We start from the raw sequence: 26,717 nt of genomic DNA on the forward strand, positions 1-26,717 counted from the left end.
CGGCGGCGATATCCAATCCACGTAAATGGCCGGTGGGACAAGTCACCGCTGGTCAAATCCCGCCGGATGGGGCAGGGTCCCGTTTCCCGCCGGGCTGTTTTTCCTGTCTCCGGTGACGATCCGCGTCCGGTCAACGCTTCATGAAAATCGCTGCATCCTCTTCCCCTTCCGCGTCCTTCGATAAGTCTCCCAGCCGTCACACGGCCACCATGCCGTTGCTGAAGCGCCTGGTTTCGACCTATCTGAGCCCGTACCGCTGGTTGCTCGCCCAGGCTTTGTTCTGGATGGCCGTTGCGGCCGCGACTACCGGGGCGATGGCAAAGCTCATGGAACCGATCATCGACGAGGTGTTCACCAACCGCAATCAGGCCATGCTGTTTCCGGTCGCCGCCGGTGTGCTAATCGCCTTTGGGCTGCGGGGGATATCGACCTACTTCCATAGCGTTCAGATGAACCAGATCGGCCAGAGCATCGTGGCCGATATCCAGCGTCAGATGTATTCGCACCTCCTTCGCCTGGATCTGGCCTTCTTCCACGGGACATCGGCCGGCAACCTGATTTCGCGCATGGTCAACGATGTCGGCCTGATGCGGCTGGCCGTGGCGGAGTGCCTGACCGGGATGGGCAAGAGCGTGCTGACGCTGATCGTGCTGGTCGCGGTCATGTTCCAGCAGGACTGGGTGCTCGCCACGGGCGCCTTCATCGTCTTCCCGGTTGCGTCCTATTTCGTGGCACGCCTCGGCAAGCGGTTCCGCAAGGTGTCGGCCAGCACGCAGGCGGAACTGGGCCACTTCTCGACGATCCTGAACCAGACCTTCCAGGGAGCCCGCCACGTCAAGGCGTACGGGATGGAGACGTACGAGGAAGGCCGCGTCGGCGGCATCATCGAAAACCTGTATCGGCTGGTCCACAAGGGATTCCGCGTCTCCGCCCTGTCCGGCCCGGTGACCGAGATCCTGAGCGGGCTGGCGATCGTGACCGTCGTCGTCTATGGCGGCATCCAGGTCATCAACGGCGAGCGCACGGCCGGCGCCCTGTTCTCCTTCATCACGGCCTTCCTGCTGGCCTATGAGCCGATGAAGCGGATGGCCAAGCTGAACAGCCAGCTTCAGGGCGGTCTGGCCGCCGCCGACCGGGTCTTCGCTCTGCTCGACACTCCGCCGTCCATCCTGGACAAGCGGGATGCGAAGGCGCTGGACGTCACGTCCCACGACATCCGGTTCCAGGACGTGCGGTTCTCCTATGGCCAGGATTCGACGGCCATCCAGGGCATCGACCTGGACGTGCCGGACGGCCATACCGTGGCGCTCGTCGGCCCCTCGGGTGCCGGCAAATCGACGCTGCTGAACCTGATCCCCCGCTTCTACGACGTGACCGGCGGTGCCGTCCTGGTGGGGGGGGCGGATGTCCGGGACGTGACGCTGGCGAGCCTGCGCGGCCACATCGCCCTGGTCAGCCAGGAGGTGGCGCTGTTCGACGACACCATCCGCGCCAACATCGCCTACGGCAGGATCGGCGCCACGGAAGACGAGATCGTCGCGGCTGCGCGCGGTGCCGCGGCCCATGACTTCATCATGGGGCTTCCCGACGGCTACGACACCATGGTCGGCGAGTTTGGGGTCAAGTTGTCCGGTGGGCAGCGTCAGCGGGTCTCGATCGCACGCGCCATGCTGCGCAACGCTCCCATCCTGCTGCTGGACGAGGCGACTTCCGCCCTCGATACCGAATCGGAACGGATTGTACAGGGTGCCCTGAAGGCTTTGCAGCAAGGCAGGACGACCCTGGTGGTGGCGCATCGCCTGTCCACCATAGTCGATGCCGACCGGATCTACGTGATCGACGACGGACAGGTGGCGGAGGCCGGTACCCATGGCGAATTGCTGCGGAGGAACGGCATCTACGCGAAACTTTGGGGCATGCAGAGCGGTGCCGTTTCTCCGGATGCGGGGGCTCCCGCTCAAGCGGCAATGCAATGATGTTTCGATTTTTTTTGCAAATGAGGGATTGTTAGAGGCCTCGCTTGCGTTCATCTTATGACACTGCGCAAAATGCGGACCGCACCGCATACGCATCTCCCATACATCCTGTTTCTCCAACACGGTAGGTTGCCGTGCCTGATATCGTTATTGCCGAACCCATGCACGAAGCGGCCGTTCTCGAACTGGGCCGCAGCTTCGAAGTCCGCTACGACCATGCTCTTGCCAGCAACGGCGCCGCCCTGAGCGGTGCCGTCGCCGACGCACGGGCCTTGATCGTCCGGGACTGCACGATCATCGACGCCGACCTTCTGGCCGCGGCGCCGCGCCTGCGCGTCATCGGCTGCCTGGGCGCCACGTCGGGGCTGGTGGATGAGGACGCTTGCCGCGCCCGCGGCATCGAGATCCACAGCTACGTCTCCAGCGACGAGCTGACACCGACGGACCGCGTGATCGCCGGACTCGTCCGCCTTCTCGGCCGTTCCGGATGGCAGCCCGGCGGCGATCCCCGGATACTTGGGTTGATCGGCTTCAATCCGACCGCGCGGGACGTGGCGGGCCGCGCCCGTGCCCTGGGGCTGACCGTCTGGGCCTACGATCCGCTGGTCGACCGGGAAAGCCCGCTCTGGGCCGATCTCGGTGTCGAGCCTTCGGGCCTGCTCCATCTGCTGGAACAATGCGACGCCGTCAGCCTCCATCTGCGTCTGACGCCTGAGACGCGCGAGCTGATCGATTGGGAAACCATCACGGAGATGCGGCCGACCTCCGTCCTGATCAACGCTTCGCACGCCGGTCTGGTCGATACCGGCGCCGTTATCGGCGCGGTCCGCACCGGTCGCCTCGCCGGAGCGCTCCTCGACCTGGATCAGGCGGACGACGAACCGGAGTTGGAGACCAGAAGTGCCGCCGATGCCCGTATCGGCGCCTTGATCGCCCACAAGGTTCGGACCACACTGGAGCGGCGCGAGGAAGTCTGATCGGGCAGTCTGACCCGACGGTCTGACCGGACGGCAAAGCCCGCTGCAAATCTGGAGGAGGGAAGATGCGCGTCGTCATCGCGCTGTTGAAGCACGAAACCAACACCTTCTCTCCCGTCCCGACACCGCTCTCCCGCTTCGGCAACGGCGGTCCCGCCTGGGGTGAGGACGCGTTCCGCGCCTACAAGGGCACGGCAACGCCGATGGGCGCCTTCATCGATCTGGCTGAAGCCGAGGGCGCCGAGATCGTGACTCCGGTCGCGGCGGAGGCATGGCCGAGCGGCCCGGTCCATGACGACGCCTATACCCGCCTGACCGACTCCATCCTGGTGGAGGTCGCCAAGGGCTGCGACTGCGTGCTGCTCGACCTCCACGGCGCCATGGTGACGCAGAGCCTGGAAGACGGAGAAGGCGAGTTGCTGGCCCGCATCCGGGCGCTGGCGCCCGACGTGCCGGTCGGGGTGGCACTCGACCTGCACGGCAACCTGTCGCAGAAGATCGTCGGCAACGCCACGGCCATCGCCGGTTTCAAGACCTATCCGCATGTCGATATGTACGAGACCGGCGAGCTTGTCGGGCGAATCGTTTTTCGCGCGCTTAAGGGCTTGTCGCGGCCCACGATGGTCTGGGGCAACCGGCCCATGCTGCCGCACATCATGCGGATGGGCACCGCCGAAGCCCCCATGCGCGATCTGGTCGATGCGGCTCGTGGGTTCGAGGAGGACGGCGCGCTGGCAGTCAGCGTGTTCGGCGGCTTCCCCCATGCCGACATCCATGATGCCGGCATCAGCGTCGTTACGGTGACGGAGGACGATCGGGACTCGGCCGAGACAATATGCAACGGTCTGCTCGACGTCGCTTGGAACCGGCGCGAGGAGTTCGTCTACCGCGCCGAACCACTCGCCCGGTCGGTCGCCCGCGCACGGGATCTGGCGGACGGCCCGGTGCTGTTGCTGGACCATTCCGACAACTGCGGTTCAGGCGGCACCCAGGACGTTACCGCCGTCCTAGCGGAGATCATCCGGCAGGGCCTCAAGGATGTCGTCGCCTTCGCGATCCACGATCCCGGTTCGGTCGCAAAGCTGATCGAAGCCGGCGTCGGTGCCGAGGTGACGCTGGATATCGGCGGCAAGCTGCCGATGCCGGCGATCGGGCTGAAGGCGAAGCCGTTGACGGTGACCGGCAAGGTCCGCGTCATCACCGACGGCGAATATACGATCCGGGGGCCGATGTATACCGGCGTACGTGTCGGCATGGGCCGGACGGTCGTGCTCGACACCGGCACCGTGGAGATCGTGCTGATCGAGCGGCATCACGAGCCCTGGGACCTTGGCTGCCTGCTCAGCCTCGGCATCGATCCGGCGGCCAGAAAATACGTCATGCTGAAGTCGCGGATACATTACCGCGCCGGCTTTCAGCCGATCGCCCGCCATATCGTCGAATGCGCGGGCGAGGGCGTAACGACATCGGATTACGGCCGCCTTCGCTTCGACCGGGTTCGGCGCCCGATCTTTCCTCTCACCTGATGTGAACCGCCATCTTGCGCATCCTTGTCGTCCAGAACAGCCGGACAGCGCCTCCGGGCCTGCTCGGAGAATACCTTGTTGAATTCGGCGCCGAACTCGTCACCGTCACGCCGCCCGAGGGCGATGCACTTTCCGCTGAAGCGGAAGGCTTCGACGGCGCCGTCGTTCTAGGGGGTCCACAGTCGGCGGCGGACGATGGGACCAGCCCCTATATCCCGCGCCTGCTCGCCCTGATGCGGAGCTTCGCCGAGGCTGACAAGCCGATCCTGGGCATCTGTCTGGGCGCGCAGCTTCTCGCCCGTGCCCATGGCGAGCGTGTTTACCAGCACAGTCTGATGGAGCGCGGTTTCAGGGCGGTGGAAACGACTGCTGCCGGCGCTGAAGATCCCATACTGGGATCGTTCGGCCCGGTGCGGCATATCATGCAATGGCACTACGACACCTTCGACCTGCCGAGGGATGCCGTGCTGCTTGCCACCGGTCCTGACTGCGCCAATCAGGCATTCAGGCTCGGCGACAGCCAGTACGGGCTTCAATTCCATCCCGAAGTCAACGCTGACATCGTAAAGGACTGGGTGCGCCGAGCGGAAGGCGCCACGCCGGAAGAGATCGCCACTCTCGGTCAGCAGATGGACGCCCAAGTTGAGCGGTACCTGCCCGACGCAGCGGCCTTCGCCCGCGATCTAGCGCGCGGCTGGCTGGAGTTGGTGCGGCGGAAGAAATCCATGCTTCGATGATCGTGTTCGCTCCGGAGGTTTGTTGGGCCACGGCCCCAACCTACGAAGCCGGAGCCTGTAGGTTGGGCCGTGGTTCAACAAACGTTTCGTCAAGCCGCGTTACGACCCCAACTGCCGCAGCGCCTCCGGCGTATCGATATCCAACCGACGCGTCTATGTCGGGTGCCGCTTCGCTTTAGCCACCAGTTGCGCTACGGCATGAGTTATTTTGACCGGTAAACTTCTGCGGCCATAGGTATGATTCCGATGTCGGTTTGCTTTTGACTAGCGAACACCGCAATCACGTACCCTCATTGATTTCGTGTACTTAGACATCTCTGCTTTAGAAATAGGCGATCAGCCGTCCCAGTGTGGCCGTGGCAGCCCAGGACGCGATCGAAACCGCAGCACCCGTCTTGGCCGACAGTGGGGCAGGGATGCCCGCTACCCAGTGCTCCGCCGAGCGCCAGACGCCGAAGTGGAAGACGCCTATGTTTACAAGCCCAAGCGCTATCAGCGCCAGCTTGTAGACGAAGACCGGGTTGTTCCAGACCGCTGTCGCGTCGGCGATGAACAGCAGCGATCCCGTGATCACCGCCACGATGAAGCCGATCGCGGAGATCGGTAGAAGCAGCCGCGCCAGCCCGGCCACCGGCAGAGACTTCGCGGCGCCCATCAGCCGGAGGTCGAACGCCAGAATGCTGCCGATCATCGCCACAACAGCCAGCACGTGAAGTACGTTGGCGATTGGGTACAGCCACAACGCCTGCCGTAGGATCTCACCGAGCGCTGAATGCTCCAGCGCCAGGGCCCAGGCGGGGCCGGCGCCGGCCGAATGCTCCATCAGCGCAACTCGACCGATTTGCCATCCACCCTGATCCGCTCGGCCCGCAGTTCCACCGGATCGCTCTTATGGATGTAGCCGTCCAGGCTGACCGTTTGGCCCGACTTCAACGTACCGTCCGGCAGACCCCGGCTCGACATCCGAGACGGCGGCGCCAGCACGATTGTCCAGACCTTACCCTGCGCTTCGAGCTGTGCTGAGGCGTGGGGGTTGCTGAATGCGACTGACTGGACGGTCCCCTCCAGTGTCGTCAGGGTCGTGCTGTCGTAGCTGCCCCAGCCATGGTGCGCCAGCGCCGGAACGGCGAGGGCGAGAGAACCCAGGATGAGTGCGGCGCCCGTAACGGCTCTTGCCTGATGTGGGGACATCGCGGCCTCCCTTTTTCGGCGGTTGCTGATGAAGCGCCTATATGGGGCCGCGTCCGGTTTAAACGATACCGTCGCTGCGCAACTTCGAGACAGCTTCGGGATCGAGACCGAGCCATTCCGTCAGCACCTCGTCGGTATGCTGGCCCAAAGTCGGCGGCGCATGGCGATAATCGACCGGCGTTTCGGAGAACTTCATCGGACTGCCGATCAGGTGGATCGGCTCCGGCGCCAGCCGATGCGGCATCTCGATCTCCATGCCGCGCGCCTTGACCTGCGGGTCTTCGAAGACCTGATCGACGCGGTTGATCGGACTGCACGGCACGCCCAGCGTCGCGAGGCCCGTCAGCCAATGGTCACGGGGCTGCTGCGAGATGATTTCCCGAAGCATCGGGATCAGCTCCAGTCGGTTGTTCACCCGTGCCTCGTTGGTCGTGAACCGGAGATCGGTCGCCAAGTCCGGCCGACCGGCGAATTCGCAGAAACGGGTATATTGCCCATCGTTGCCGACGCCCAGGATCACGTAGCCGTCCGCCGCCGGAAATGCCTCGTACGGGACGATGGTCGGATGCGCATTGCCCATGCGCGGCACCTGCTGGCCGCTGGTCAGGAAGTACTGGCCAGCATAGGACAGCCATGCCACCTGGGTATCCAGCAAGGCCATGTCTATATGCTGACCCTTGCCGGTCTGATCGCGATGCCGAAGCGCGGCCAGGATCGCAACCAGCCCGTACATGCCGGTCATCAGGTCCGCGATGCCGACGCCCAGCTTCTGCGGGTCGCCGTCCGGCTCGCCCGTGATGCTCATGATCCCGCCCATAGCCTGCACCAGAAAGTCGTATCCGGCGCGCGGCGCATAGGGGCCGGTCTGCCCGAACCCAGTGACCGAACAATAGACCAGCCCCGGAAACTCTTCCTTCAACTGCTCATAGGCCAGATTGTAGCGCTTGAGCGTCCCGACCTTGTAGTTCTCCAGCACGATATCGCTCCGCGCCACCATCCGCCGCGCCAGCGCCTGACCTTCCGGCTTGGTGAAGTCCAGCGTGATCGACCGTTTGTTGCGGTTGGCGGAGAGGTAATAGGCGCTCTCCGTCGTGTTCTCGCCCTCCGCGTTCCGGATATAGGGCGGACCCCATTTCCGCGTGTCGTCGCCCTGACCGGGCCGCTCGACCTTGACGACGTCGGCGCCGAGATCGCCCAGGATCTGGGTGGCGCTGGGGCCGGCCAGCACCCGCGTCATGTCGAACACCTTCAGGCCGGCGAGCGGTCCGGTGGCGGCGGGGCGGTCGGCGGGCGTTGTCATGGCGGCGGTGCTTCCAGCTGAGGGAGGAACATCGGTTCGGGAATGGTTTGGGACCTGCCGGTTATAGGGATTGCTCCGGCACGTTGACAAGTCGCGCCCGCTCGGCGGCCTGCCGGTAGTCGCGGGCCTCGGCGCAGACCCAGTGATAGAAAGCCGCTACCTTGGGCCGCTCGAAGTAGCGGGGCGGCGCCACGAAGTAATAGGCAAGCTCGCTCGGCAGGCTGATGTCGAACGGCGATACCAGCCTGCCGGCATCCAGATCGTCCGCCGCCAGCACTCGGCGCGCCAGCGCCACGCCCTGACCCGCCATTGCCGCCTGAAGCACCAGCGCCGAGTCCGTGAACCGCGTTCCCCGCGCCGCATCCACTCCTTGGGCGCCGACAGCCTGGAGCCACATGGTCCAGCCATACAGGAAATCGTCGTGGAGCAGGGTAAAACCGCTCAGGTCATCCGGCTTCAGCAGGGGCTTCGATCCTTCCAGCAGGCTGGGTGCGCAGACGGGGAAGATGTCCTCGGTCAGCAGCCGGTCCGCCCGCACGCCCTCCCATCCGCCTCGCCCGAAGCGGATCGCCGCATCGACGTCCTGCTGCGTGAAATCCACCATCTGCGGCGTCGTGGAAATCAGCACGTCGATTTCCGGATGCCGTTCCTGAAAACGGGGCAGGCGCGGCACCAGCCACTTTGCCGCAAAAGATGCAAGTGTGCTGATGGTCAAGGCTCCACCACTGTCGGCCGCCTTCAAACGGGCAGTAGCATCCGCAATCTGGTCTAAGGCGTCACGCAGCGGCGGCAGATACGACTGGCCGGCCTCCGTCAGCATCAGGGCGCGGTTGAGGCGGCGGAACAGCGGAATGCCAAGGACGTCTTCCAGACCCTTGATCTGGTGGCTGATCGCCGCCTGGGTGACGTTCAGCTCCTCAGCGGCGCGGGTGAAGCTGAGGTGCCGCGCGGCGGCCTCGAAGGCGCGGATGGCGTTCAGCGGCGGCAGTCGGCGGCCCATCGGCTCGACCCTTCATCAGATTAGGTTTTCTAATCGATTCTATGAGAAAGCGTCGTTTGTGCGCAAGAACCGGGTCGCGCAAGTATTGGCTTAACACGAAGATGCTTCAAGACGCTACCGGCCGGGACCGGAACCGCTTCGGCCCCGCTTTCGCATAAGGGAGAGCTTCAGATGACTATCGGCGTTCAGAAGTCCCGCGCACTGTCCGGCGTCCGCACGGCGAGCCGTCCCGCTCCGTCCCTCGACATCAGCCTCAAGAGTCTCGGGACCCTGATCATACGGGTATCCGACACCCTGCTCGACTGGCAGGATCGTGCCCGTCAGCGTCACCGTCTTGGCGAGATGGACGATCACCTGCTGCGCGACATCGGCCTGTCCCGCGCCGACCTCGAGCATGAAACCGCCAAGCCGTTCTGGCGCGACTAGTTCCGGCCCGATCGATGCCGATATCCGAAGGACGCCGTGGGTCTACACGTGGGAACCGGGCCGGTCGGACCCGGTTCTCTCGCACATCAAGTCGTCGGTGACCGAAGCGATCTCGTCGAGGGCGCTGGTCAGGCGAGGAAGATAGCGCCGCCCGTCTTCGGTCAGTTCGAGGCCGCGGGCGAAGCGGCGGAACAGGACGACTCCCAGCCAGCCTTCCAGCATCTTCACGTGATGGCTGATGGCTGCCGGCGTCACCTGCAATTCCTGCGCGGCACCGGTGAAGCTGCCGTGCCTGCCGGCCGCTTCGAAGGCTTTGATCGCAGTGAGCGGCGGCAATTGCCGCCCCAGTTGCGTGCTGTAATCCAACGTCTGTCCCACCCGCGACCCATTCCGATCAAAAGATTGCATACCTACTCAAACATTCGGAATGGTGCCGAGGTTTCATCCAAACATCATCTCAGCCAAACATCATCAGGGCGAAGGGGATCGACGGCAGGGCCAGAACCGTCTGCGCCGTGATCAATCCCGCCATCAGGCTCGAGTCTCCTCCCATCTGCCGTGCCAAGACATAGGATGAAGCCGCGGCGGGCAGGGCGTTGAACAGCACGGCGATCGTCAGCGTCAGCCCATGGACGCCGTATACCGCGCAGAACAGCGCCGTCAGTCCCGGTACGATCAGGAGCTTGATCGCCGAGGATTGCAGCAGCGCGCGGCCCGCCGAGCGCACCGCCGGGATATCGAGGCCGGCGCCGACCGCCAGGAGGCCGAGGGGTGTTGCGGCCGCTCCCAGGATCTCGCAGATCGGGCCGATCACGGGCGGCTTGCCGATGCCGCTCAGGTTGAGCAGCGCGCCGGCGGCGACGCCCAGGATGATCGGATTGCGCAGGATGCCGAAGACGGCCGCCTTCACCGACGGGCCATTACTCTGCCCGGTCCCATAGCGTGACAGCACAACGACACACAGTACGTTGACCAGCGGCACGACGCTCGCCAGACCGATCGCGAACAGCGTGACACCCGGCACCCCGAACAGGGCGGAGGCAGCCGCAAGACCGACGAAGGTGTTCGGTCTCACCGATCCCTGGAAGACCGAGCTGAAAGCCGGCCCCGCCAGGTTCAGCCGCCGCCGCAGCAGATAAAGTCCCAGCGTCACCGCAAGGATAGCGGACATCAGTGCCAGCGCCATGGGAAGGACGCTCAGGTCGCCAAGGTTGGCTTTCGACAGGTTGTCCAGTAGCAGGAGCGGAAAGAAGATGAAATAGGTCAGCTTCTCCATCGGAGCCCAGAACTCGTCCGGGACGATCCGGTACCGGCGAAGACAGTAACCCAGCAGGATCAGGGCGAAGATCGGTACCAGTGCGGCGAAGGCGGCGAGTGACTGCTTCATTCTTGCTTTTTATCGGAGTGCCTTTACCGCAATGCCAACGGCGCTCCCACTTCGGGCGGCGGCTTGCGGCTGAGCCAGGAGAGAAACTCGCCGATGTTCTCGCGGATTGCGCCCTCGTTGGCAAGCCGCGTTCTCTCATCAGCCGCGAAAGCGGCGCTGTAGGGTGCGGTAAACTCGGTTTCGATCGTCCGCTCCTGCGCGGGCTGGCCGTTGACCGCATCGGCCAGTTCGTAATGGACCTTGGCGGTTACCGTCATGCTCAGGCCGACCAGCGGCTGGTGAACGTCCAGCAGATGGGCATAGAGGATGTAGCGCGGTGCGCTTCCCTCGGCCAGGAAGCCATGGTTCCGCAGGCTGTCCATCAAGGCGCTCTGAAAATCGTCGTTATCGACTTCCGAGGTGCCGAGTGCGCTGGTTGCCTGTCCGCCATCGACCGAACCGACCGCGATGCCGTCGACAAGGCCCGGATCTGCCACGTCGGCAAGCGCCAGCACCGAAGGGACCGTCATGCCGGACCGGTCGGCCGGTGCGGCGCAGCCTGCCAGCGCCAGCATGGTAGCAAGAAGAATCGGTATGGTGCACGGTCGCATCGGGATCTCCCAAGCCGCTCTTCGAGAAAGAATCATCTTTCATCAACAGCCTGGGAACCGTCACGGCACCGTTACAAAAGAAGAACTTGGATCAGTCCCGATCCGGATCATCGCTATGGCCGTCCAGATCGGCGTCGTCAAGGTCGGCCGGATGCACCGGCGCTTCCAGGTCGCGCTTGTGCCGCCCTAGCGCGTCCAGCGCGCCCTGAAGGATGTAGGCCGCCGCCATCTTGTCCACGACCTCCGCCCGCCGCTTCCGCGTCATGTCGGCGTCGATCATCATCCGCTGCACGGCGCTGGTGGACAGCCGTTCGTCCCAGAACGCGATTTCCTGCTCGCCCCCCAGCAATTCCCTGTGTTCCATCATGCTGGCGCCGAACTGCCGCGCCCGCTCGGCGGAAGGTCCCTCGCTGCCGTCCATGTTGACCGGCAGCCCGATTATCACGGCGCCTACTTCCCGGTCCTTCAGCACCTTCGCCAGTTCCCGCGCATCGGCTGTGAACTTGGTCCGTTTGATCGTGCCGATGGGGGAAGCGACGGAGAATCCCGGATCGGAAATCGCCATTCCGATGGTCTTTGTGCCAAGGTCCAGCCCCAGCAGCCGTTTGCCGCGAGGGACTGATGTCAGGAGGTCCGTAAGCTTGCGGATAGCCATAGCGGGTGTTACTTTCGGCGCACTTTAAATGAAGGCGCACTGCCAGAAATTTGCCATATCCGCCGACCGCCGGGGCCCTGCTCCGGCAATCGGCATTCGCGGACGGAGAGACTTACCCCATGTCGCTCGATAAGGCCACCGTGGCGAAGATCGCCCACTTGGCCCGCATCAAGGTGCCCGAGGCCGACCAGGAACATCTGGCTGGCGAACTCAGCAACATCCTGAACTTCGTCGAGCAATTGAACGAGGTCGATACCGTCGGCGTGCAACCGATGACCAGCGTGGCGCCGCACAAGCTGCGCCGCCGCCCCGACGCCGTTACCGACGGCGGCGTCCGCGACGCCGTTCTGCTCAACGCCCCAGAAACCGCCGAGGGCTTCTTCGTCGTGCCGAAGGTTGTCGAGTAATGACTGATCTTACCAAACTGACGATGACCGGCGCCCTGGAAGGACTTGCCAAGGGCGAGTTCACCAGCGTCGAGCTGACCGAAGCGCATGTCCGCGCGGTCGAAGCCTCGCGCGCGCTCAACGCCTACATCACCGAGACGCCGGATCAGGCGATCGCGATGTCAGAGCGTGCGGATGCCCAGCGCGCCAAGGGCGAGGCCGGGCCGATGAACGGCCTGCCGATCGCGGTCAAGGACCTGTTCTGCACGGCCGGGTTCCAGACCACCGCCGGCAGCCACATCCTGGAAGGCTTCAAGCCGCCGTATGAATCGACCGTCACCGCCAATCTGTGGCGCGACGGTGCGGTCATGCTGGGCAAGGTCAATCTGGACGAGTTCGCCATGGGCTCATCCAACGTGACCAGTTATTTCGGTCCCGTAATCAGCCCGTGGAGCCCTGGCGTTCTGGTCCAGCGCGACGCCGCCGAGACCGATGCCGGCTTCCTGGCGGAAGTCACGGCGGCGATCCGCCAGCCGCGTCCGGTTCAGGAATGGCAGTGGTCGCGGAAGCTGGTCCCCGGCGGCTCGTCGGGCGGTTCGGCCGCCGCCGTGGCCGCCCGATGCGCCATGGCCGCGACCGGCACCGATACCGGCGGATCGATCCGTCAGCCGGCCTCCTTCGTCGGCATCGTCGGCATCAAGCCGACCTACGGACGCTGCTCGCGCTGGGGCATCGTCTCCTTCGCGTCGTCGCTCGACCAGGCGGGTCCGATGACCCGCACGGTCGCCGACGCGGCGTTGATGCTCGGTTCGATGTGCGGGTACGATCCCAAGGACTCGACCAGCGTCGATATGCCAGTGCCCGATTTCAAGGCGGCGCTGACCGGCGACATCCGGGGGCTGAAGGTCGGTATTCCCAAGGAATACCGCGTCGACGGCATGCCGGCGGAGATCGAGAAGCTGTGGCAGCAGGGCATCGACTGGCTGAGGGCGGCGGGCGCCGAGCCGGTCGAAATCAGCTTGCCGCACACCAAATACGCTTTGGCGACCTACTATATCGTTGCACCGGCGGAATGTTCTTCCAACCTCGCGCGCTACGACGGCGTCCGCTTCGGCCTGCGGGTCGAGGGCGGCGACCTGAAGGAGATGTACGAGAACACCCGCGCCGAAGGTTTCGGGGCGGAGGTCAAGCGCCGCATCATGATCGGCACCTACGTCCTGTCCGCTGGTTACTACGACGCCTATTATCGCAAGGCCCAGCAGGTGCGGACCCGCATCGCGCAGGACTTCGAGGAAGCGTTCAAGCTGTGCGACGTCATCCTGACGCCGACGGCACCCAGCACCGCCTTTGAGATCGGCGCCAACATGGACGACCCGATCGCCATGTACCTCAACGACGTGTTCACCGTGCCGGCCTCGCTCGCCGGTCTGCCCGGCATCTCTGTGCCGGCCGGTCTGGCGTCCGACGGCCTGCCGCTGGGTCTCCAGATCCTCGGCCGTCCGTTCGACGAGGCGACCGTCCTGAAGGTAGCCGGGGTGGTCGAGAGCGCCGCCGACTTCACCGCCCTGCCGCCTTTCGTCTCCGCCCGTTATTGAGGAAGTTGGACCATGACGTCTGTGATTGAAGGGACCAGTCTGATCCAGGGCGAGACCGGCAACTGGGAAGTGGTGATCGGCCTCGAAGTCCATGCCCAGGTCGTTTCGAACGCGAAACTGTTCTCCGGCGCCTCGGCTCAGTTCGGAGCCGAACCGAATACCCAGGTCAGCTTCGTCGATGCCGCGTTCCCCGGAATGCTGCCGGTCATCAACGAGTACTGCGTCGAGCAGGCGGTTCGGACGGGCCTCGGCCTCAAGGCGCAGATCAACCTGTTCTCGGTGTTTGACCGCAAGAACTACTTCTACGCCGACCTGCCCTCCGGCTACCAGATCAGCCAGTTCCAGCAGCCGATCGTCGGCAAGGGCGAGATCGTGCTCGACATGCCGGACGGGTCGAGCCGCACCGTCGGCGTCACCCGCCTCCACCTGGAGATGGATGCCGGCAAGAGCCTGCACGACCAGCATCCCAGCAAGACCTATGTCGACCTGAACCGGTCCGGCGTGGCCCTAATGGAGATCGTTTCGGAACCGGATATGCGTTCGGCTGAGGAAGCCGCGGCCTACGTCCGTAAGCTTCGGGCGATCCTACGCTATCTCGGCACTTGCGACGGCAACATGGAGGAAGGCTCCATGCGCTGCGACGTCAACGTTTCGGTCCGCCGTCCCGGCGGCCCCCTTGGGACGCGGACGGAAACGAAGAACGTCAACTCGATCCGCTACGTCCAGATGGCGATCGAGTACGAGACGCGCCGCCAGATCGAGGTGCTGGAGGAAGGCGGGACCATCGTCCAGGAAACCCGCCTGTGGGACACGACCAAGTTCGTGACCCGCTCCATGCGCAGCAAGGAAGAAGCGCACGACTACCGCTACTTCCCCGATCCCGACCTGCTGCCGCTGGAGTTGGAGCAGGATTGGGTCGACGCCATCAAGGCGACCCTGCCGGAACTGCCGGACGAGAAGAAGGCCCGCTTCATCAGCGACTACAAGCTGTCGCCCTATGACGCCGGCGTTCTGGTGGCGGAACGGGCGAGCGCCGCCTTCTACGAGACGGTGGCCAAGGGCCGCGATCCCAAGCTGGCCGCCAACTGGACGATGGGCGAGCTGTTCGGCGCGCTCAACAAGCAGGGCAAGGGCATCGACCAGTCGCCGGTTTCCGCCGAGAACCTGGGCGGCCTGATCGACCTGATCTCCGACAACACGATCAGCGGTCGTATCGCCAAGGACGTTTTCGCCGAGATGGTCGAAACGGGCAAGCCCGCGGCCCTGATCGTCGAGGAAAAGGGCCTGCGTCAGGTCACCGATACGGGAGCCATCGACTCTGCCATCGCCGGCGTGCTGGCGGCGAATCCCGACAAGGTCGCCGACTACAAGGGCGGCAAGGAGAAGCTGTTCGGCTTCTTCGTCGGTCAGGTCATGAAGCAGACCCAGGGCAAGGCCAACCCGGCCCTGGTGAACGAACTTCTGACCAAGAAGTTGAAGGAGTAACGAGGCTGGACGCGGTAGCCGCTTCCTCACGGGAGCAGCCACCGCGTCCCCCCGGCTCAAGTCCCTACACATATCCCGGAGAATTCCCGCCATGGCCGGCAAGCCCGACAGCCTCAAGCCTGAAACCCTTGCCGCGAATGCCCTTGGCTGGATCGACGAGAAGACCGGCGCGATCGTTCCCGCGATCCATCCGAGCACGACGTTTCTGCGGGACGCCGATAACAGCTACGACACCACGGGCCGCGTCTACAGCCGGGCCGACAATCCGACATACGATCAGGTCGAAGCGCTGCTGAACACGCTGGAAGGCGGCCAGGGGGCCTTGGTCTTTTCCTCCGGCATGGCGGCGGCCACGGCGCTGTTCATGTCGCTCAAGCCCGGCGACCATGTCGTGGCGCCCAGCGTCATGTACTGGTCGCTCCGCAACTGGCTGAACGATTTCGCGCGCACCTGGGGCCTGGATGTCGAGTTCGTTCAGAGCGCCGACCTCGACGCACTCGCCAAGGCGATGCGGCCGGGCAAGACGGCGCTGGTCTGGCTGGAAACGCCGAGCAATCCGCTATGGGACGTAACCGACATCCAGGCGGCGTCCGACATCGCGCACAAGGCAGGCGCCCGCCTCGCCGTGGACAGCACGTCCGCCAGCCCCGTGATCACCAAGCCGTTGGCGTTCGGCGCCGACTACGTGATGCATGCCGGCACCAAATACCTCAACGGCCACAGCGACGTGATCGCCGGAGCGCTGGTGACCGCCGCCGACGACGATCACTGGAACCGCGTCAAATCGGTCCGCAAGAACCTCGGCGCCGTCCTCGGCCCGTTCGAAAGCTGGCTGCTGCTGCGCGGCATGCGGACGCTCTATCCAAGGGTCCGCACCGCCTCGGCCAATGCGCTCGACATCGCGCGCTACTTCGAAGGCCACCCCGGCGTCGCGGAGGTTCTGTATCCCGGCCTGCAAAGCCACCCGCAGCACGAGATAGCATTGCGCCAGATGACCGACGGCTTCGGCGGCATGCTGTCGATCCGGATGAGCGCCGGCACGGCCGCCGCCATCGCCGTCGCCGCGAACACAAAGGTCTTCACCCGTGCGACCTCGCTCGGTGGGGTGGAAAGCCTGATCGAGCACCGCGCCAGCATCGAGGGAGCCGACAGCCCGGTCCCCGGCGACCTGCTTCGTTTGTCGGTCGGGATCGAAGCGATCGAGGACCTGATCGGCGACCTTGCCCAGGCAATCGCCGTCGCTTCCAGGGGTGCATGACTTATCCCGAGAAAAGGAAATGAATAGCGTGCAATAGGGCTTGCCGAGACAGGCGTCAGTGGCTATACAAACGCCGCGCTGGATAGGTGGCCGAGAGGCTGAAGGCACAGCTTTGCTAAAGCTGCGTGGGGGAAACCTCACCGTGGGTTCGAATCCCACCCTATCCGCCATTTCTTTAGATTAAGTCGTTGAAATTACAGAATTTTTTCTGTTGGGGTGGATTCTGTCCCATCCTTTGATCCATCCACAAGGTAATGGCTGGGTTCCTGAACCCTCACCGTCGAACCAAACGGTTTATCCCCGCAGGCGTGGGGGAGCCGTCGCCGCCTCTGGTTCGTCCCAACCGGGCAGGGGTCTATCCCCGCAGGCGCGGGGGAGCCCCCACGAAAGGCGAAAACATTTCGACGCGCTGGGGTCTATCCCCGCAGGCGCGGGGGAGCCAACAGCCTTCACTACGTCGGCGGTTGGTTCAAGGGTCTATCCCCGCAGGCGCGGGGGAGCCAGCTCTGAGGTTGTCCTTCTGTACTACGGGGAGGGACTATCCCCGCGGGCGCGGGGGAGCCATGCCGGTAGCGCCGGCGATCAGCTTTGCGATGGGACTATCCCCGCAGACGCGGGGGAGCCTCCGCAACCACGTCGTTACCTTCGATTTCCGCGGGTCTATCCCCGCAGACGCGGGGGAGCCGCAGGCGGTCCCGGACAGGCTGTCATGGCCGAGGGTCTATCCCCGCAGGAGCGGGGGAGCCAGCGTGTTGCGCATGACCGTATCGGTGTACGGGGGTCTATCCCCGCAGGCGCGGGGGAGCCCGCTCCACCGTCACATAGGGCGGCTGAAGGAAGGGGCTATCCCCGCAGGCGCGGGGGAGCCGCGCAGCAGCTCGCCAACGACATGACAGCGGACGGTCTACCCCCGCATGCGCGGGGGAGCCTAGAAGCCCTGATAGTTGCCCGAGAACGTGCAGGGTCTATCCCCACAGGCGCGGGGGAGCCTTGGGCTCGATCAGCGTGTAGAGTTCGCGGTAGGGTCTATCCCCGCAGGCGCGGGGGAGCCCGGCTTGCCGGCGAAATCGACAAGTCGCTCCGGGGTCTATCCCTGCAGGCGCGGGGGAGCCCACCGAGATCAATCCCTCGCCTCACCAGTCGGGGGTCTATCCCCGCAGGCGCGGGGGAGCCCGTGCGTCATATCGGCGTCGGCCTCGAGATACCGGGTCTATCCCCGCAGGCGCACGGAAGCCCATGGGGCCGCACACCCCAACAAACCCAAGGAGGGTCTATCCCCGCAGGCGCGGGGGAGCCTGGCGCAGTCCCGCGAACGTGAATTCCGTACCGGGTCTATCCCCGCATGCGCGGGGGAGCCGCCATCGACGGCGACTGGTGTACCATTCACCAGGGTCTATCCCCGCAGGCGCGGGGAAGCCGTGTGCATCCACACTTTGTAGGTAGGCTCGTTGGGTCTATCTCCGCAGGCGCGGGGGAGCCTGCCAGAACGGCAGATTGATGGTGTTGCCGCCGGGTCTATCCCCGCATGCGCGGGGGAGCCAACGCCAGGAAGCCCTGCGGCGTCTGCGGGAAGGGTCTATCCCCGCATGCGTGGGGGAGCCGCGAGCGCGGCCGGGATCGTCAACACCGAGGCGGGTCTATCCCCGCATGCGCGGGGGAGCCTCGATTGGCGCCAATCAGTCAATCATGAAAGCGGGTCTATCCCCGCAGGCGCGGGGGAGCCTACCGGCGCGAGTATGACGACAAGCTGAAGGCGGGTCTATCCCCGCAGGCGCGGGGGAGCCTCCGGGCACATGATTTCCCAGTCGTACCAGCCGGGTCTATCCCCGCAGGCGCGGGGGAGCCTTGGCCAGCAGTTCAAGATGGTACCGCAGGTAGGGTCTATCCCCGCAGGCGCGGGGGAGCCACCGGCAGGATGACCTTGTTGAGGGTCGCGACGGGTCTATCCCCGCAGGCGCGGGGGAGCCGAGCGGCCGGACAGATCCTGCCAGAACGGGAGAGGTCTATCCCCGCAGGCGCGGGGGAGCCAAATAGCTCTCAGAAGTGATTTCCTGATCCCAGGGTCTATCCCCGCAGGCGCGGGGGAACCACCTGGGCGAACAGATCGCGGGCGCGGTCGTAGGGTCTATCCCCGCAGACGCGGGGGAGCCTCTAAGGCGTAAATACCTGATCCTATTTGATTGTCAAAGATTCTGATGGTGCATTAGTATCATTCAACCTCGCGCAAGGCGAGCAGAACAATGTAAGCCAAGAACAGGGTACCTAGAGATGTTTCCCATTCCACGTCCCTGGGCAAAGCTGCGACGGAACGAGGATGGAGAGATCGTTTCGTACCTTTCCTTGATCGACCACAGCGCCGATGTCGCTGCCATGACGGAAGCGCTGCTCGGCCTGCCGACTATCTGGCTTCGGCTGGCTCGGCTAGCGGGGAAGCAGGAACTTTCAGTCGGCCAGCGCAGACGCTTGGCGGCGCTGGCGGGGCTGCATGATTTCGGCAAGGCCAATCACGGGTTCCAGAACAAGGCGCTCGACCGGGACGGGCGGCAATCCGTACCGCGGGCGGGTCATGTCGGTCCGGCAATGGCTATACTACTGGGAGACGAGGGTGGGGGTTCGCTTGACATAACAACCAGATTGAAAGATCGGTTGTACAGCATGCTGGATGTGGAAATCCTTGCCGACTGGTGCGAAGAAGAGGTCGCCGGTGAAGGGCTGGCGAACCTCATGACGGCTTTGTTCGCCCATCACGGCTCGCTGCCGAAATCCACAGTTGTCGAGCCGGCACTTTGGGAGTCCACCGACGTATACGATCCGCTTGCCGCCGTCGGCGAGCTGACCGCGGCCCTGCGCCGCTGGTTTCCCGACGCCTTCGCGCCCGACGTCGAGCAGGTTCCGACTTCTCCGCGCTTTCTCCATGCCTTCGCCGGGCTGGTCATGCTGGCCGACTGGCTGGGGTCGGACGTCAGCCGGTTTCCGTTGTCCGGTGCTCCGGAGGCACCCTCGGCAGCGGCGGACCGGATGGTCTTGGCCCGTGCAGCGGCGTGGCGTGTCCTTATCGATAGATGGCTCGATCCGGAACGGGCACGCGACGCCGCCTGTCGCCTGGACTGGGATTTCGCATCGCTCTTCCCAGAACCTGGCCGACAGCCGCGCCCGCTCCAGGCCGACCTGCTCGCCCGTGCGGCGCCGGAACCCGATTCCGGCAGCCTGCTGATCGTCGAGGCCGAAACTGGTTCCGGCAAGACCGAGGCGGCGTTGATCCATTTCCTGAACCTGCTGCGCGTCGGTTGCGTCGATGGACTTTACTTCGCCTTACCTACACGGGCGTCGGCAGTTCAGATCCATCGTCGCATACGCGACGACCTCCACCGGCTGCTGGGTGACGGTTGCCCGCCCGTCGGGTTGGCGGTTCCGGGCTATCTCCGGGTCGATGACCAGGATGGCGAGCCGCTGCCCGACTACGGCGTGCATTGGCCCGATGATGACGGCGATAAGTTTCGTGACCGGGGCTGGGCAGTAGAGCAGCCGAAGCGGTTTCTGGCTGGAGCGGTCATGATTGGAACGATAGATCAGCTCTTGATGGGCGGGTTGATGGTGCGACATGCTCAACTGCGCTCCGCCGCTATGCTGCGCCATCTCCTCGTGGTGGACGAAGTGCATGCGAGCGATCCGTACATGGAAGAGCTGTTGCGGCACGTGCTCGACCAGCATCGCGCCGCCGGCGGTCACGCCCTGCTGATGTCCGCGACACTTGGTTCCGCGGCGCGACATCGCCTGACCGGCCGCACCGACAGGCCGTCCGCACCGGAAATCGTCGCGGACATGCCTTTCCCCGCCGTGACGTCTGGCACGGGAAATCCGATTGAACCGACAGCGGGCGAAGCTGCTCCGCCGAAGTCAGTAGCGATTGAACTGGTCGATGACGCGGAAAACCTCGACGCAGTGGCTCGCCTTGCAGTGGAGGCTGGGAAACAGGGCGCCCGGGTGCTCGTGATTGTCAACACGGTCCGCCGCGCCATGGAGCTTCAGCAGAAGATCGAGAAGCTGGCCGGCCCATCCAACTCCCGTCTGCTGTTTGGCGTCGCCGGGCGGCCATGTCCGCATCATGCGCGGTTCGCCGCCGAGGATCGCCGCCTCCTCGACGACGCGCTGGAACAGGCGTTCGGAAAAACGGCAAATGCTCCCCGCATCGCCGTCACGACCCAGACGGCCGAACAGAGCCTGGACATCGACGCGGACCTACTCGTGACCGACCTGTGCCCGGCCGACGTCCTGCTGCAACGCATCGGGCGGTTACACCGCCATGAACGATCGCGCCCTACTAAGTTCGAGACGCCGCGGCTTGTCGTACTGGCACCCACGATCGATGTCCTGTCGTCGCTATTGCGGTCGGATGGAAGTGTCATCTCACGGCTTCTCGGCTTCGGCCGAACCTATCCCAATCTGCTGGGATTGGCGGCGACCCGTCGCGAACTGGAGGTGCGGCGCGGTTTAGATCTGCCGCGCGAGAACCGATTGCTTGTCGAAGCGGCGACTCATCCCGAAGCGCTTACGGCCCTTGCCAAGTCGCTGGGCGGCTTTTGGCCAGAGCATGGCAGGACTGTCATAGGTAAGGCCATTGCGCACGGGATGGCGGCGAATATGGCGGAAATTAAGTGGAACAAGCTGTTGGAATCCTTGCCCGAGGGGCTGGACGGCGCGATCAGTACCCGCCTCGGTCTCGACGACCGAATGGCGATCTTCCGGAACGGCGTTGAAGGGCCGTTCGGCCGGGAAGTGACGCGCATCCGCATTCCCGGATGGCTGGTCCCAAACCCATCAGCGGAGGCTGCCCCCGAAAATATCCGGGTCGCGGGCGGCTCGCTGCTGTTCGATTTCGGCGGCATGTCGCTCGGCTATGATCGTCTTGGGCTTAAAGCAACTTAACGTCGGTCTTCGGCGTGTTATTGTCGGTTTTTCTCGCTTGACGCGAGATGGACCGTCGTGGGCCGACGGCACACGATCAAAATCGGAGTCTTCCCCGTATGCGACGGGGGCAGAAAGTAGAACACGGACTTTCTTCAAAAGGGTGTGCCGTCGACCGATGGTACGCCCTTTTTCTTTACGAGGCGCCGGAATTTTGCCTTCGGCACACGAGTTAAAAAACATTGCGTCAAATTGACCCTCATGATCATATGTTGTTCATCGATGTCCGCGCCGATGGTGGAAACCAACAACATCGATCTCTGAACACGTATAGCCGACAATCGCAACCGGGGCGCTGTCTATGGCTAATTGCCTGCTTACGGACCCGATGCTCCCGATCGAGGGGGGTGATGCCACCTGCTCGTCGGCATCTTTGCCCCAGGTCCTGGCTCACCTTTCTTCCGGCATGGTCACGGCATTTCCTGGCCTCGCGCCACATCAGCGGCAGGCTTGGCATCAATTTCTGGTTCAGCTCGGGGCGATAGCTCTCAACCGCGGCGGCCTCGACACACCTCCGGAGGACGAGGACGCGTGGCGTGACCTACTGCTGGCCCTGGCTCCAGAACCGGGTTGGTGCCTAGTGGTTGAGGATCTCCGCCAGCCGGCGTTTTTCCAGCCGCCGATAAAGGAAGGCAGCCTGAAGGGCTTCAACAGAATCGCCGACAAGCCCGATGGCATCGACGTGCTGATCACCGCCAAGAATCACGACGTCAAGGCATTCCGATTGGGTGCGGCCGATCCGCATCATTGGGTATATGCCCTGATCACCTTGCAGACGCAGCAGGGTTTCCTCGGCCGAGGGAATTACGGCATCGCCCGGATGAACGGCGGGTTCGCCAGCCGCGTCCTAGTCGATCTGGTTCCATCCGCCGATTGGGGAGAACGGTTCCGGCGCGGGTTGCGGCTCGCCAGCGCCAAGCGCAACGATCAGCTCGCGTTGCCGTTGCGGTTCCGGCCTGAAGACGGCCTGGCTCTGCTTTGGACCCGCGAATGGGACGGCGCGGAGAGCCTATCGTTCGACGATCTGGACCCGCTGTTCATCGAAATCTGCCGCCGGGTTCGCCTCACCCGCGACGATGCCGGCGGGGTGATGGCTTGGGGCAAGCCCACGGAAGCGGCAAGAGTTGCCGCCAAGGACCTGAAGGGCGTCGTCGGCGATCTGTGGACGCCGGTCCGGAAAAAGGAGCCGGCTGCCCTGACCGTCGGGCCGGGAGGGTTCCGGTACGAATTGGTCGCTGACATTCTGACCGATCCAGAAATCGATCCGCCCCCCGCCTTGAGCAATCTGCCGGAAGATCCGCCCGGCCGGATGCTGCTGCACCTATCCGTGCTGGTTCGCGGACAGGGGACAACCGACGGCTTGTACGAACGCTGGCTTCCCCTGACCCGGGAAACTCGCCGGCGCCTGTTCCGCCGCGAGGACCGTCTTACAATACATGCCATCGCGAAGACGATGATCGAGGATTGCCGGGAGGGCGCAAAGAAGGCGCTGAGGATCGCCTTGCTGTCTCTCGTCCAGGGCGGGCCGGAGGGCGACAGGCTCGACTTCAAGGACAAGCGGGTGGGCGAGGCCGGCGAGGCACTGGACCGGCATATCGACGACTTCTTCTTCAAACATCTTTGGTTGATTGTGGAAGCCGGCGGCGACGATCCAGTACGGACCGCATGGCAGCGGGAATTGTATGTCACCGCCGACGATGTCTTCAATGATTGGTCAATCCGCCTGACGCCGCCTTCACAGCGGCGTGAGAGGGCGCATGCCCTCGCCGAACTCACTTTCACCCGCATCCTGTTCAAAAGGCTCGCCCTGCTGGGGCAGTCAATCGCCCGATCCGAAGAGGAAGCATGATGGAAACCGCCTCAGAGCCTGTCTCCGGTACCAGCCCCGGGGCCGCGAAGGAGCCGACAAAGGCGCTGCGCGAACCGGCGAAATCGCTGTTCAGCCTGGCCCGTGCCTTTGATGATCGAGACGATCGGCTGGGTATCGGCAGCGGTGCCGTGGCGGAGTTGCGGCGCATGCGGCCGGAAGCTGGCGGGTTGCCGTCCGCCTTCTGGCATCTCGCGCTGCCCCGCATCGAGGAGGATTGGATCGGGAGCGTGGCTCAGGAAAAGGCGTGGGCAATCGTGGTCGCCGGAATGGCGACCATGGCACCCGGCGCCCATGCGAGGCATGCGGCTCCCGGCGCCGTGCTTGCTGCCAGCGGCTATGCCGAATCCCGGTTCGTTCGCCTGCTGCGCGCCGAAGGTGACACGCTGGGGGCAGAGGTGCGGACCGTTTGCCTATGGTTCCGTAACAAGGGCCGAGCGATCGATTGGCTAGAATTCGGCCGGTTCGTCCTGGCCCGCTCCGGAGCGCGTTTTCCAGAACGGCTCGATCCAGATGATGAAGCCCACCGCATGGCCCGACGGTATTTCCGCGAACTGACAAGAACCGCAAAGGAAAACGATAATGAGCGTTGAACCGCGCTTCCTTCAGATTCATGCGCTGACACCCTATGTGGCGGCGCTGTTGAATCGCGACGACGTGGGTCGCGCCAAACGCCTGCCCTTCGGCGGAGCGGAACGTACCCGTGTGTCGTCGCAATGCCTAAAACGCCACTGGCGCCGCGCGGTCGACGAATGGTCGTTCGACCAGCTTGGCGTCCCGCTGGCGGTGCGCTCGCGTATCACCTTTCGAAAAGAGATTGCCGAGCCCTTGATCGCCGAGGGATTGCCGAGCGACGTGGTGGTCACTGTCGTTGCGGCGCTCCAAGCCAAACTATTGGGCGCGAGCGCCAAAGCGGAGAAGGAGCGTTCTCAGAAGAAGGGGAGACAGGGCGAAGGGGAGAACTCCTCCGATCTGCTGGAGCGACTGGACACGAACCAGGTGATCGTGCTCGGTCGGCCGGAGATCGAGTTCATCAAGAATGCCGCGCGCGATCTCGCCCACGACGCCACCGCAGTGAAAGACGCCACCAAGGCGGCCGAGACCTACGTCAAGGAGAATCGGGCCAACCTGGAGGCACTGTCAAAGGCGTCGGGGCTCGACGGCGCGCTGTTTGGCCGGATGGTCACCTCCGATTATCTGGCGCGCGGGGACGCCGCGGTCCATGTCGCCCACGCCTTTACTGTCCATGGGGAGGAGGCGGAGCCCGATTATTTCACCGCCGTGGATGACTTGCGCCAGAGTGCCGGCGAAATGGGGTCCGGTCTGATCGCGACTAGCGAGTTGACCAGCGGACTGTTCTACGTGTATGTCGTCGTAGATGTGCGGTTACTGGTATCTAACTTGGAAGGCTGCGATGCACGCGGCTGGCATGAAGCCGACCGCGATCTCGCGTCAAGCGTGGTCGAGCATCTTATCCACTTAATAGCTAGTGTTTCCCCAGGCGCCAAGCGCGGATCGACGGCGCCCTATGGCTATGCAGAGTTGATGATGATTGAGGCCGGAGCCCGCCAGCCACGCAGCCTCGCCAACGCTTTCCTGCGGCCAGTTTCGACGCGAGGCGACCTGCGGGCGAACGCCTTTCGCGGGTTAGGCGAGCATCTGGCGGGTTTCGACCGGATGTACGGCCGGCGCGAATTACGCCGCTTCGCTTCCATTGCCGACCCTGGCGCGCTGCCGGCCGATCCAGCCGAGGGGCTGGACGCCCTCGCTGCCTGGGCTGCCGGCCTAGTTCGCGACGGCGGAGACGCCGCATGACTGCGCCGGCCGTCGATGCTCTGCTTCTGCTGCTTGATGCGCCGCTGATGGCTTTTGGGGTGCCGGTCATTGACCAGAACGGGGTGACCGGAAGGTTTCCGGGTGTGGCGCAGGTGGCGGGACTGCTAGGTAATGCCCTAGGTTGGCGACATGCCGACACGGCGCCGCTCCAACGGCTGCAGGAACGCGTGCGGCTGGCCGCCGCCATCATGCGCAATGGTACACCGATGCGCGACTTCCAGACAGTGGACCTGTCCCAGCCGCACCTTGTCGGTACCGGGTGGACGACGCGCGGACGGCGTCAGGATCGGGGCGGCGGAGAGGCCACGTCTGGCACCCACATCCGCTATCGCTGGTACCGCGCCGGAGAAGCAATTATGGTGGCGCTCCGCCTCGATGCGCCAGAGGAGCGGCCGACCTTGGCCGATCTAGAGGCGGCGCTGGACGAGCCGTTCCGTCCGCTGTTCATCGGTCGAAAGGCATGTCTTCCGGCGGCGCCGCTGCTGGTCCGGCGTTGCCGGGCGGCTTCGCTGGCAGATGCGCTGGCTCTAGGCGTGGCCGAAAGGCAAGCGACGATGCGAAAGGCCGGAGTGCATGGCCCTGAAGCGCCGGAATTCACCGATGCGGAGTGGCCGGAGGACGAGCCTGGGTTTCCTACAACGGGGGACAATTTCGACCGCGGCGTCGTGTATGACCGGCGCGACTGGCGCAACCAGCTCCACGGCGGTGAACGGCGGGTCCGCCGCGGCCGTATCCGCCTGAAGGAGCCGCAGCCGTGACCGTCGCTCCCGATGCATCGCTGTTCATGCTTCACTTCCCGATCGATACCCGTCGGCTGGTTGCCTTCGCGGAAGCTCAGGGGATTGGCGGCGCACGGCGCTTCGATGAAGGCTATGCCGTGCATGCCCTGCTGCGCGCCCTGTTCGGCCCGTCCGCACCCGTTCCCTTCACAGTACGCGCAGCCCGCGATCTACCGGGGCCGGCAGTGCTCGCCTATGGGCCGGAGCCGCTGGCTGGTCTTGCGCATACGGCTGGACTGACGGCCGAACCGCTGGCACATGCTGTCGTCGATTGGGCGCGGGCCGCCGACAAGCCCATGCCGGCCGCGTTTCCGGCGGGCATGCGCGTCGGCTTCGAGGTGCGCGCTTGTCCGGTAGTCCGGGTCGGCCGGAGCACCGTCGCAAAGCGGCCAGGGGCGGAGGTCGACGCATTTCTTTCGGCGCTGGACGCTTACGATCGCTCAGGCGAGGGTGCCGAACGCCCGGTGCGCGAATCAGTTTACCTGGACTGGCTGCGCCGTCATCTGGAGGGTGGCGGTGCCGCCGGGTTGCTGGACGGACGGGTTGACGCGCGGCGACTGCGCACCGTGCTGCGCAAGACCCAGCCGACCGAAGACAAGCCGGATCGCGCGTCCCGCAACTTCGCGCGCCCGGACGTTGTATTTTCGGGGACGCTGCGGGTCGAAGACTCGATCGCGTTCCGTACGCTGCTGGCGCGTGGCATTGGGCGGCACCGGTCCTTCGGCTTCGGAATGCTGCTGCTGCGCCCGGCGGGGAACGACTGAACGGGACGGCCATGCTG

The 26,717-nt window shown here is 64.5% G+C and carries 23 protein-coding genes and 1 tRNA gene; 16 read left to right on the top strand and 8 right to left on the bottom strand.

Features of this window, described 5'->3' with window-relative positions; all coding sequences use genetic code 11:
• Nucleotides 1-140 precede the first annotated feature (140 nt).
• The 4 genes from N826_RS31240 to N826_RS31255 all read left to right on the top strand — a co-directional run bounded on the left by N826_RS31240 (nucleotide 141) and on the right by N826_RS31255 (nucleotide 5,216).
• On the top strand, nucleotides 141-1,976 hold the full coding sequence (locus N826_RS31240) for an ABC transporter ATP-binding protein (RefSeq protein ID WP_084721333.1): 1,836 nt from the start codon (nucleotides 141-143) through the stop codon (nucleotides 1,974-1,976).
• A 134-nt stretch (nucleotides 1,977-2,110) separates the two neighbouring features.
• Complete coding sequence (locus N826_RS31245; RefSeq protein ID WP_147041095.1) at nucleotides 2,111-2,953, top strand: NAD(P)-dependent oxidoreductase; 843 nt, start codon at nucleotides 2,111-2,113, stop codon at nucleotides 2,951-2,953.
• Between the two features lie 65 nt (nucleotides 2,954-3,018).
• A complete protein-coding gene (locus N826_RS31250; RefSeq protein ID WP_044435485.1) occupies nucleotides 3,019-4,479 on the top strand; it encodes a M81 family metallopeptidase in 1,461 nt (486 codons plus the stop codon).
• Nucleotides 4,480-4,493: 14 nt separating this feature from the next.
• Complete coding sequence (locus N826_RS31255; RefSeq protein WP_044435487.1) at nucleotides 4,494-5,216, top strand: type 1 glutamine amidotransferase; 723 nt, start codon at nucleotides 4,494-4,496, stop codon at nucleotides 5,214-5,216.
• A 322-nt stretch (nucleotides 5,217-5,538) separates the two neighbouring features.
• Here N826_RS31255 and N826_RS31260 read toward each other — a convergent pair whose 3' ends face one another.
• From N826_RS31260 to N826_RS31275, 4 genes are all read right to left on the bottom strand, one after another.
• Nucleotides 5,539-6,039: a hypothetical protein gene (locus tag N826_RS31260; protein ID WP_044435489.1), complete on the bottom strand. Its 501-nt coding sequence runs from the start codon at nucleotides 6,037-6,039 to the stop codon at nucleotides 5,539-5,541.
• Nucleotides 6,039-6,407 (bottom strand): DUF6152 family protein, encoded by a 369-nt coding sequence (locus tag N826_RS31265; protein ID WP_044435491.1) that lies wholly within the window; start codon nucleotides 6,405-6,407, stop codon nucleotides 6,039-6,041. The genes N826_RS31260 and N826_RS31265 overlap by 1 nt, the downstream gene beginning before the upstream one ends.
• Before the next feature lie 58 nt (nucleotides 6,408-6,465).
• Nucleotides 6,466-7,707 carry a CaiB/BaiF CoA transferase family protein gene (locus tag N826_RS31270; protein ID WP_044435493.1) on the bottom strand — a complete coding sequence of 414 codons (1,242 nt, stop codon included), beginning with the start codon at nucleotides 7,705-7,707 and terminating at the stop codon, nucleotides 6,466-6,468.
• Between the two features lie 61 nt (nucleotides 7,708-7,768).
• Nucleotides 7,769-8,707 (bottom strand): transcriptional regulator GcvA, encoded by a 939-nt coding sequence (locus N826_RS31275; RefSeq protein ID WP_044435494.1) that lies wholly within the window; start codon nucleotides 8,705-8,707, stop codon nucleotides 7,769-7,771.
• A gap of 171 nt (nucleotides 8,708-8,878) precedes the next feature.
• Here N826_RS31275 and N826_RS31280 point away from each other — a divergent pair, with 171 nt between their 5' ends.
• Nucleotides 8,879-9,133, top strand: coding sequence for a DUF1127 domain-containing protein (locus N826_RS31280; protein ID WP_084721334.1), 255 nt, complete (start codon nucleotides 8,879-8,881; stop codon nucleotides 9,131-9,133).
• 42 nt (nucleotides 9,134-9,175) lie between these two features.
• Here the strand turns inward: N826_RS31280 and N826_RS45810 are convergent, their stop codons facing one another.
• The 4 genes from N826_RS45810 to ruvX all read right to left on the bottom strand — a co-directional run bounded on the left by N826_RS45810 (nucleotide 9,176) and on the right by ruvX (nucleotide 11,765).
• On the bottom strand, nucleotides 9,176-9,511 hold the full coding sequence (locus tag N826_RS45810) for a LysR family transcriptional regulator (RefSeq protein WP_280178497.1): 336 nt from the start codon (nucleotides 9,509-9,511) through the stop codon (nucleotides 9,176-9,178).
• Nucleotides 9,512-9,590: 79 nt separating this feature from the next.
• The gene (locus N826_RS31290) at nucleotides 9,591-10,520 is read right to left on the bottom strand and encodes an AEC family transporter (RefSeq protein WP_044435498.1); all 930 of its coding nucleotides are present in this window, start codon (nucleotides 10,518-10,520) and stop codon (nucleotides 9,591-9,593) included.
• Nucleotides 10,521-10,543: 23 nt separating this feature from the next.
• A complete protein-coding gene (locus tag N826_RS31295) occupies nucleotides 10,544-11,110 on the bottom strand; it encodes a hypothetical protein (protein ID WP_147041096.1) in 567 nt (188 codons plus the stop codon).
• 91 nt (nucleotides 11,111-11,201) lie between these two features.
• Entirely contained in the window at nucleotides 11,202-11,765 is a 564-nt protein-coding gene (ruvX, locus tag N826_RS31300; RefSeq protein WP_063772344.1) for a Holliday junction resolvase RuvX, read from the bottom strand.
• A gap of 119 nt (nucleotides 11,766-11,884) precedes the next feature.
• Between ruvX and gatC the strand changes: the two genes are divergently transcribed.
• The 11 genes from gatC (at nucleotide 11,885) to N826_RS31360 (ending at nucleotide 26,700) form a co-directional block, all read left to right on the top strand.
• Nucleotides 11,885-12,172 carry an Asp-tRNA(Asn)/Glu-tRNA(Gln) amidotransferase subunit GatC gene (gatC, locus tag N826_RS31305; protein ID WP_044435499.1) on the top strand — a complete coding sequence of 96 codons (288 nt, stop codon included), beginning with the start codon at nucleotides 11,885-11,887 and terminating at the stop codon, nucleotides 12,170-12,172.
• A complete protein-coding gene (locus tag N826_RS31310) occupies nucleotides 12,172-13,746 on the top strand; it encodes an amidase family protein (protein ID WP_044435501.1) in 1,575 nt (524 codons plus the stop codon). Before gatC ends, N826_RS31310 begins: the two co-directional genes overlap by 1 nt.
• 12 nt (nucleotides 13,747-13,758) lie before the next feature.
• Nucleotides 13,759-15,231: an Asp-tRNA(Asn)/Glu-tRNA(Gln) amidotransferase subunit GatB gene (gene gatB / locus N826_RS31315; RefSeq protein WP_044435503.1), complete on the top strand. Its 1,473-nt coding sequence runs from the start codon at nucleotides 13,759-13,761 to the stop codon at nucleotides 15,229-15,231.
• 91 nt (nucleotides 15,232-15,322) lie between these two features.
• Complete coding sequence (locus tag N826_RS31320; protein ID WP_044435505.1) at nucleotides 15,323-16,489, top strand: trans-sulfuration enzyme family protein; 1,167 nt, start codon at nucleotides 15,323-15,325, stop codon at nucleotides 16,487-16,489.
• 80 nt (nucleotides 16,490-16,569) lie between these two features.
• Nucleotides 16,570-16,659 (top strand) — tRNA-Ser (locus tag N826_RS31325).
• Between the two features lie 2,098 nt (nucleotides 16,660-18,757).
• Nucleotides 18,758-21,415, top strand: coding sequence for a CRISPR-associated helicase/endonuclease Cas3 (locus N826_RS31335; RefSeq protein WP_044435511.1), 2,658 nt, complete (start codon nucleotides 18,758-18,760; stop codon nucleotides 21,413-21,415).
• A gap of 340 nt (nucleotides 21,416-21,755) precedes the next feature.
• Nucleotides 21,756-23,303, top strand: coding sequence for a type I-E CRISPR-associated protein Cse1/CasA (casA, locus tag N826_RS31340; RefSeq protein WP_084721335.1), 1,548 nt, complete (start codon nucleotides 21,756-21,758; stop codon nucleotides 23,301-23,303).
• Nucleotides 23,300-23,914: a type I-E CRISPR-associated protein Cse2/CasB gene (gene casB, locus N826_RS40720; RefSeq protein ID WP_084721336.1), complete on the top strand. Its 615-nt coding sequence runs from the start codon at nucleotides 23,300-23,302 to the stop codon at nucleotides 23,912-23,914. The genes casA and casB overlap by 4 nt, the downstream gene beginning before the upstream one ends.
• The gene (gene cas7e / locus N826_RS31350) at nucleotides 23,904-25,136 is read left to right on the top strand and encodes a type I-E CRISPR-associated protein Cas7/Cse4/CasC (protein WP_044435514.1); all 1,233 of its coding nucleotides are present in this window, start codon (nucleotides 23,904-23,906) and stop codon (nucleotides 25,134-25,136) included. Before casB ends, cas7e begins: the two co-directional genes overlap by 11 nt.
• Nucleotides 25,133-25,915: a type I-E CRISPR-associated protein Cas5/CasD gene (gene cas5e / locus N826_RS31355; protein ID WP_044435517.1), complete on the top strand. Its 783-nt coding sequence runs from the start codon at nucleotides 25,133-25,135 to the stop codon at nucleotides 25,913-25,915. The genes cas7e and cas5e overlap by 4 nt, the downstream gene beginning before the upstream one ends.
• Nucleotides 25,912-26,700, top strand: a complete 789-nt coding sequence (locus N826_RS31360; RefSeq protein ID WP_052832373.1) for a type I-E CRISPR-associated protein Cas6/Cse3/CasE — start codon at nucleotides 25,912-25,914, stop codon at nucleotides 26,698-26,700. Before cas5e ends, N826_RS31360 begins: the two co-directional genes overlap by 4 nt.
• Nucleotides 26,701-26,717: the final 17 nt, after the last annotated feature.

This window comes from Skermanella aerolata KACC 11604 (genome assembly GCF_000936425.1).
GTDB classification, from domain to species: domain Bacteria; phylum Pseudomonadota; class Alphaproteobacteria; order Azospirillales; family Azospirillaceae; genus Skermanella; species Skermanella aerolata.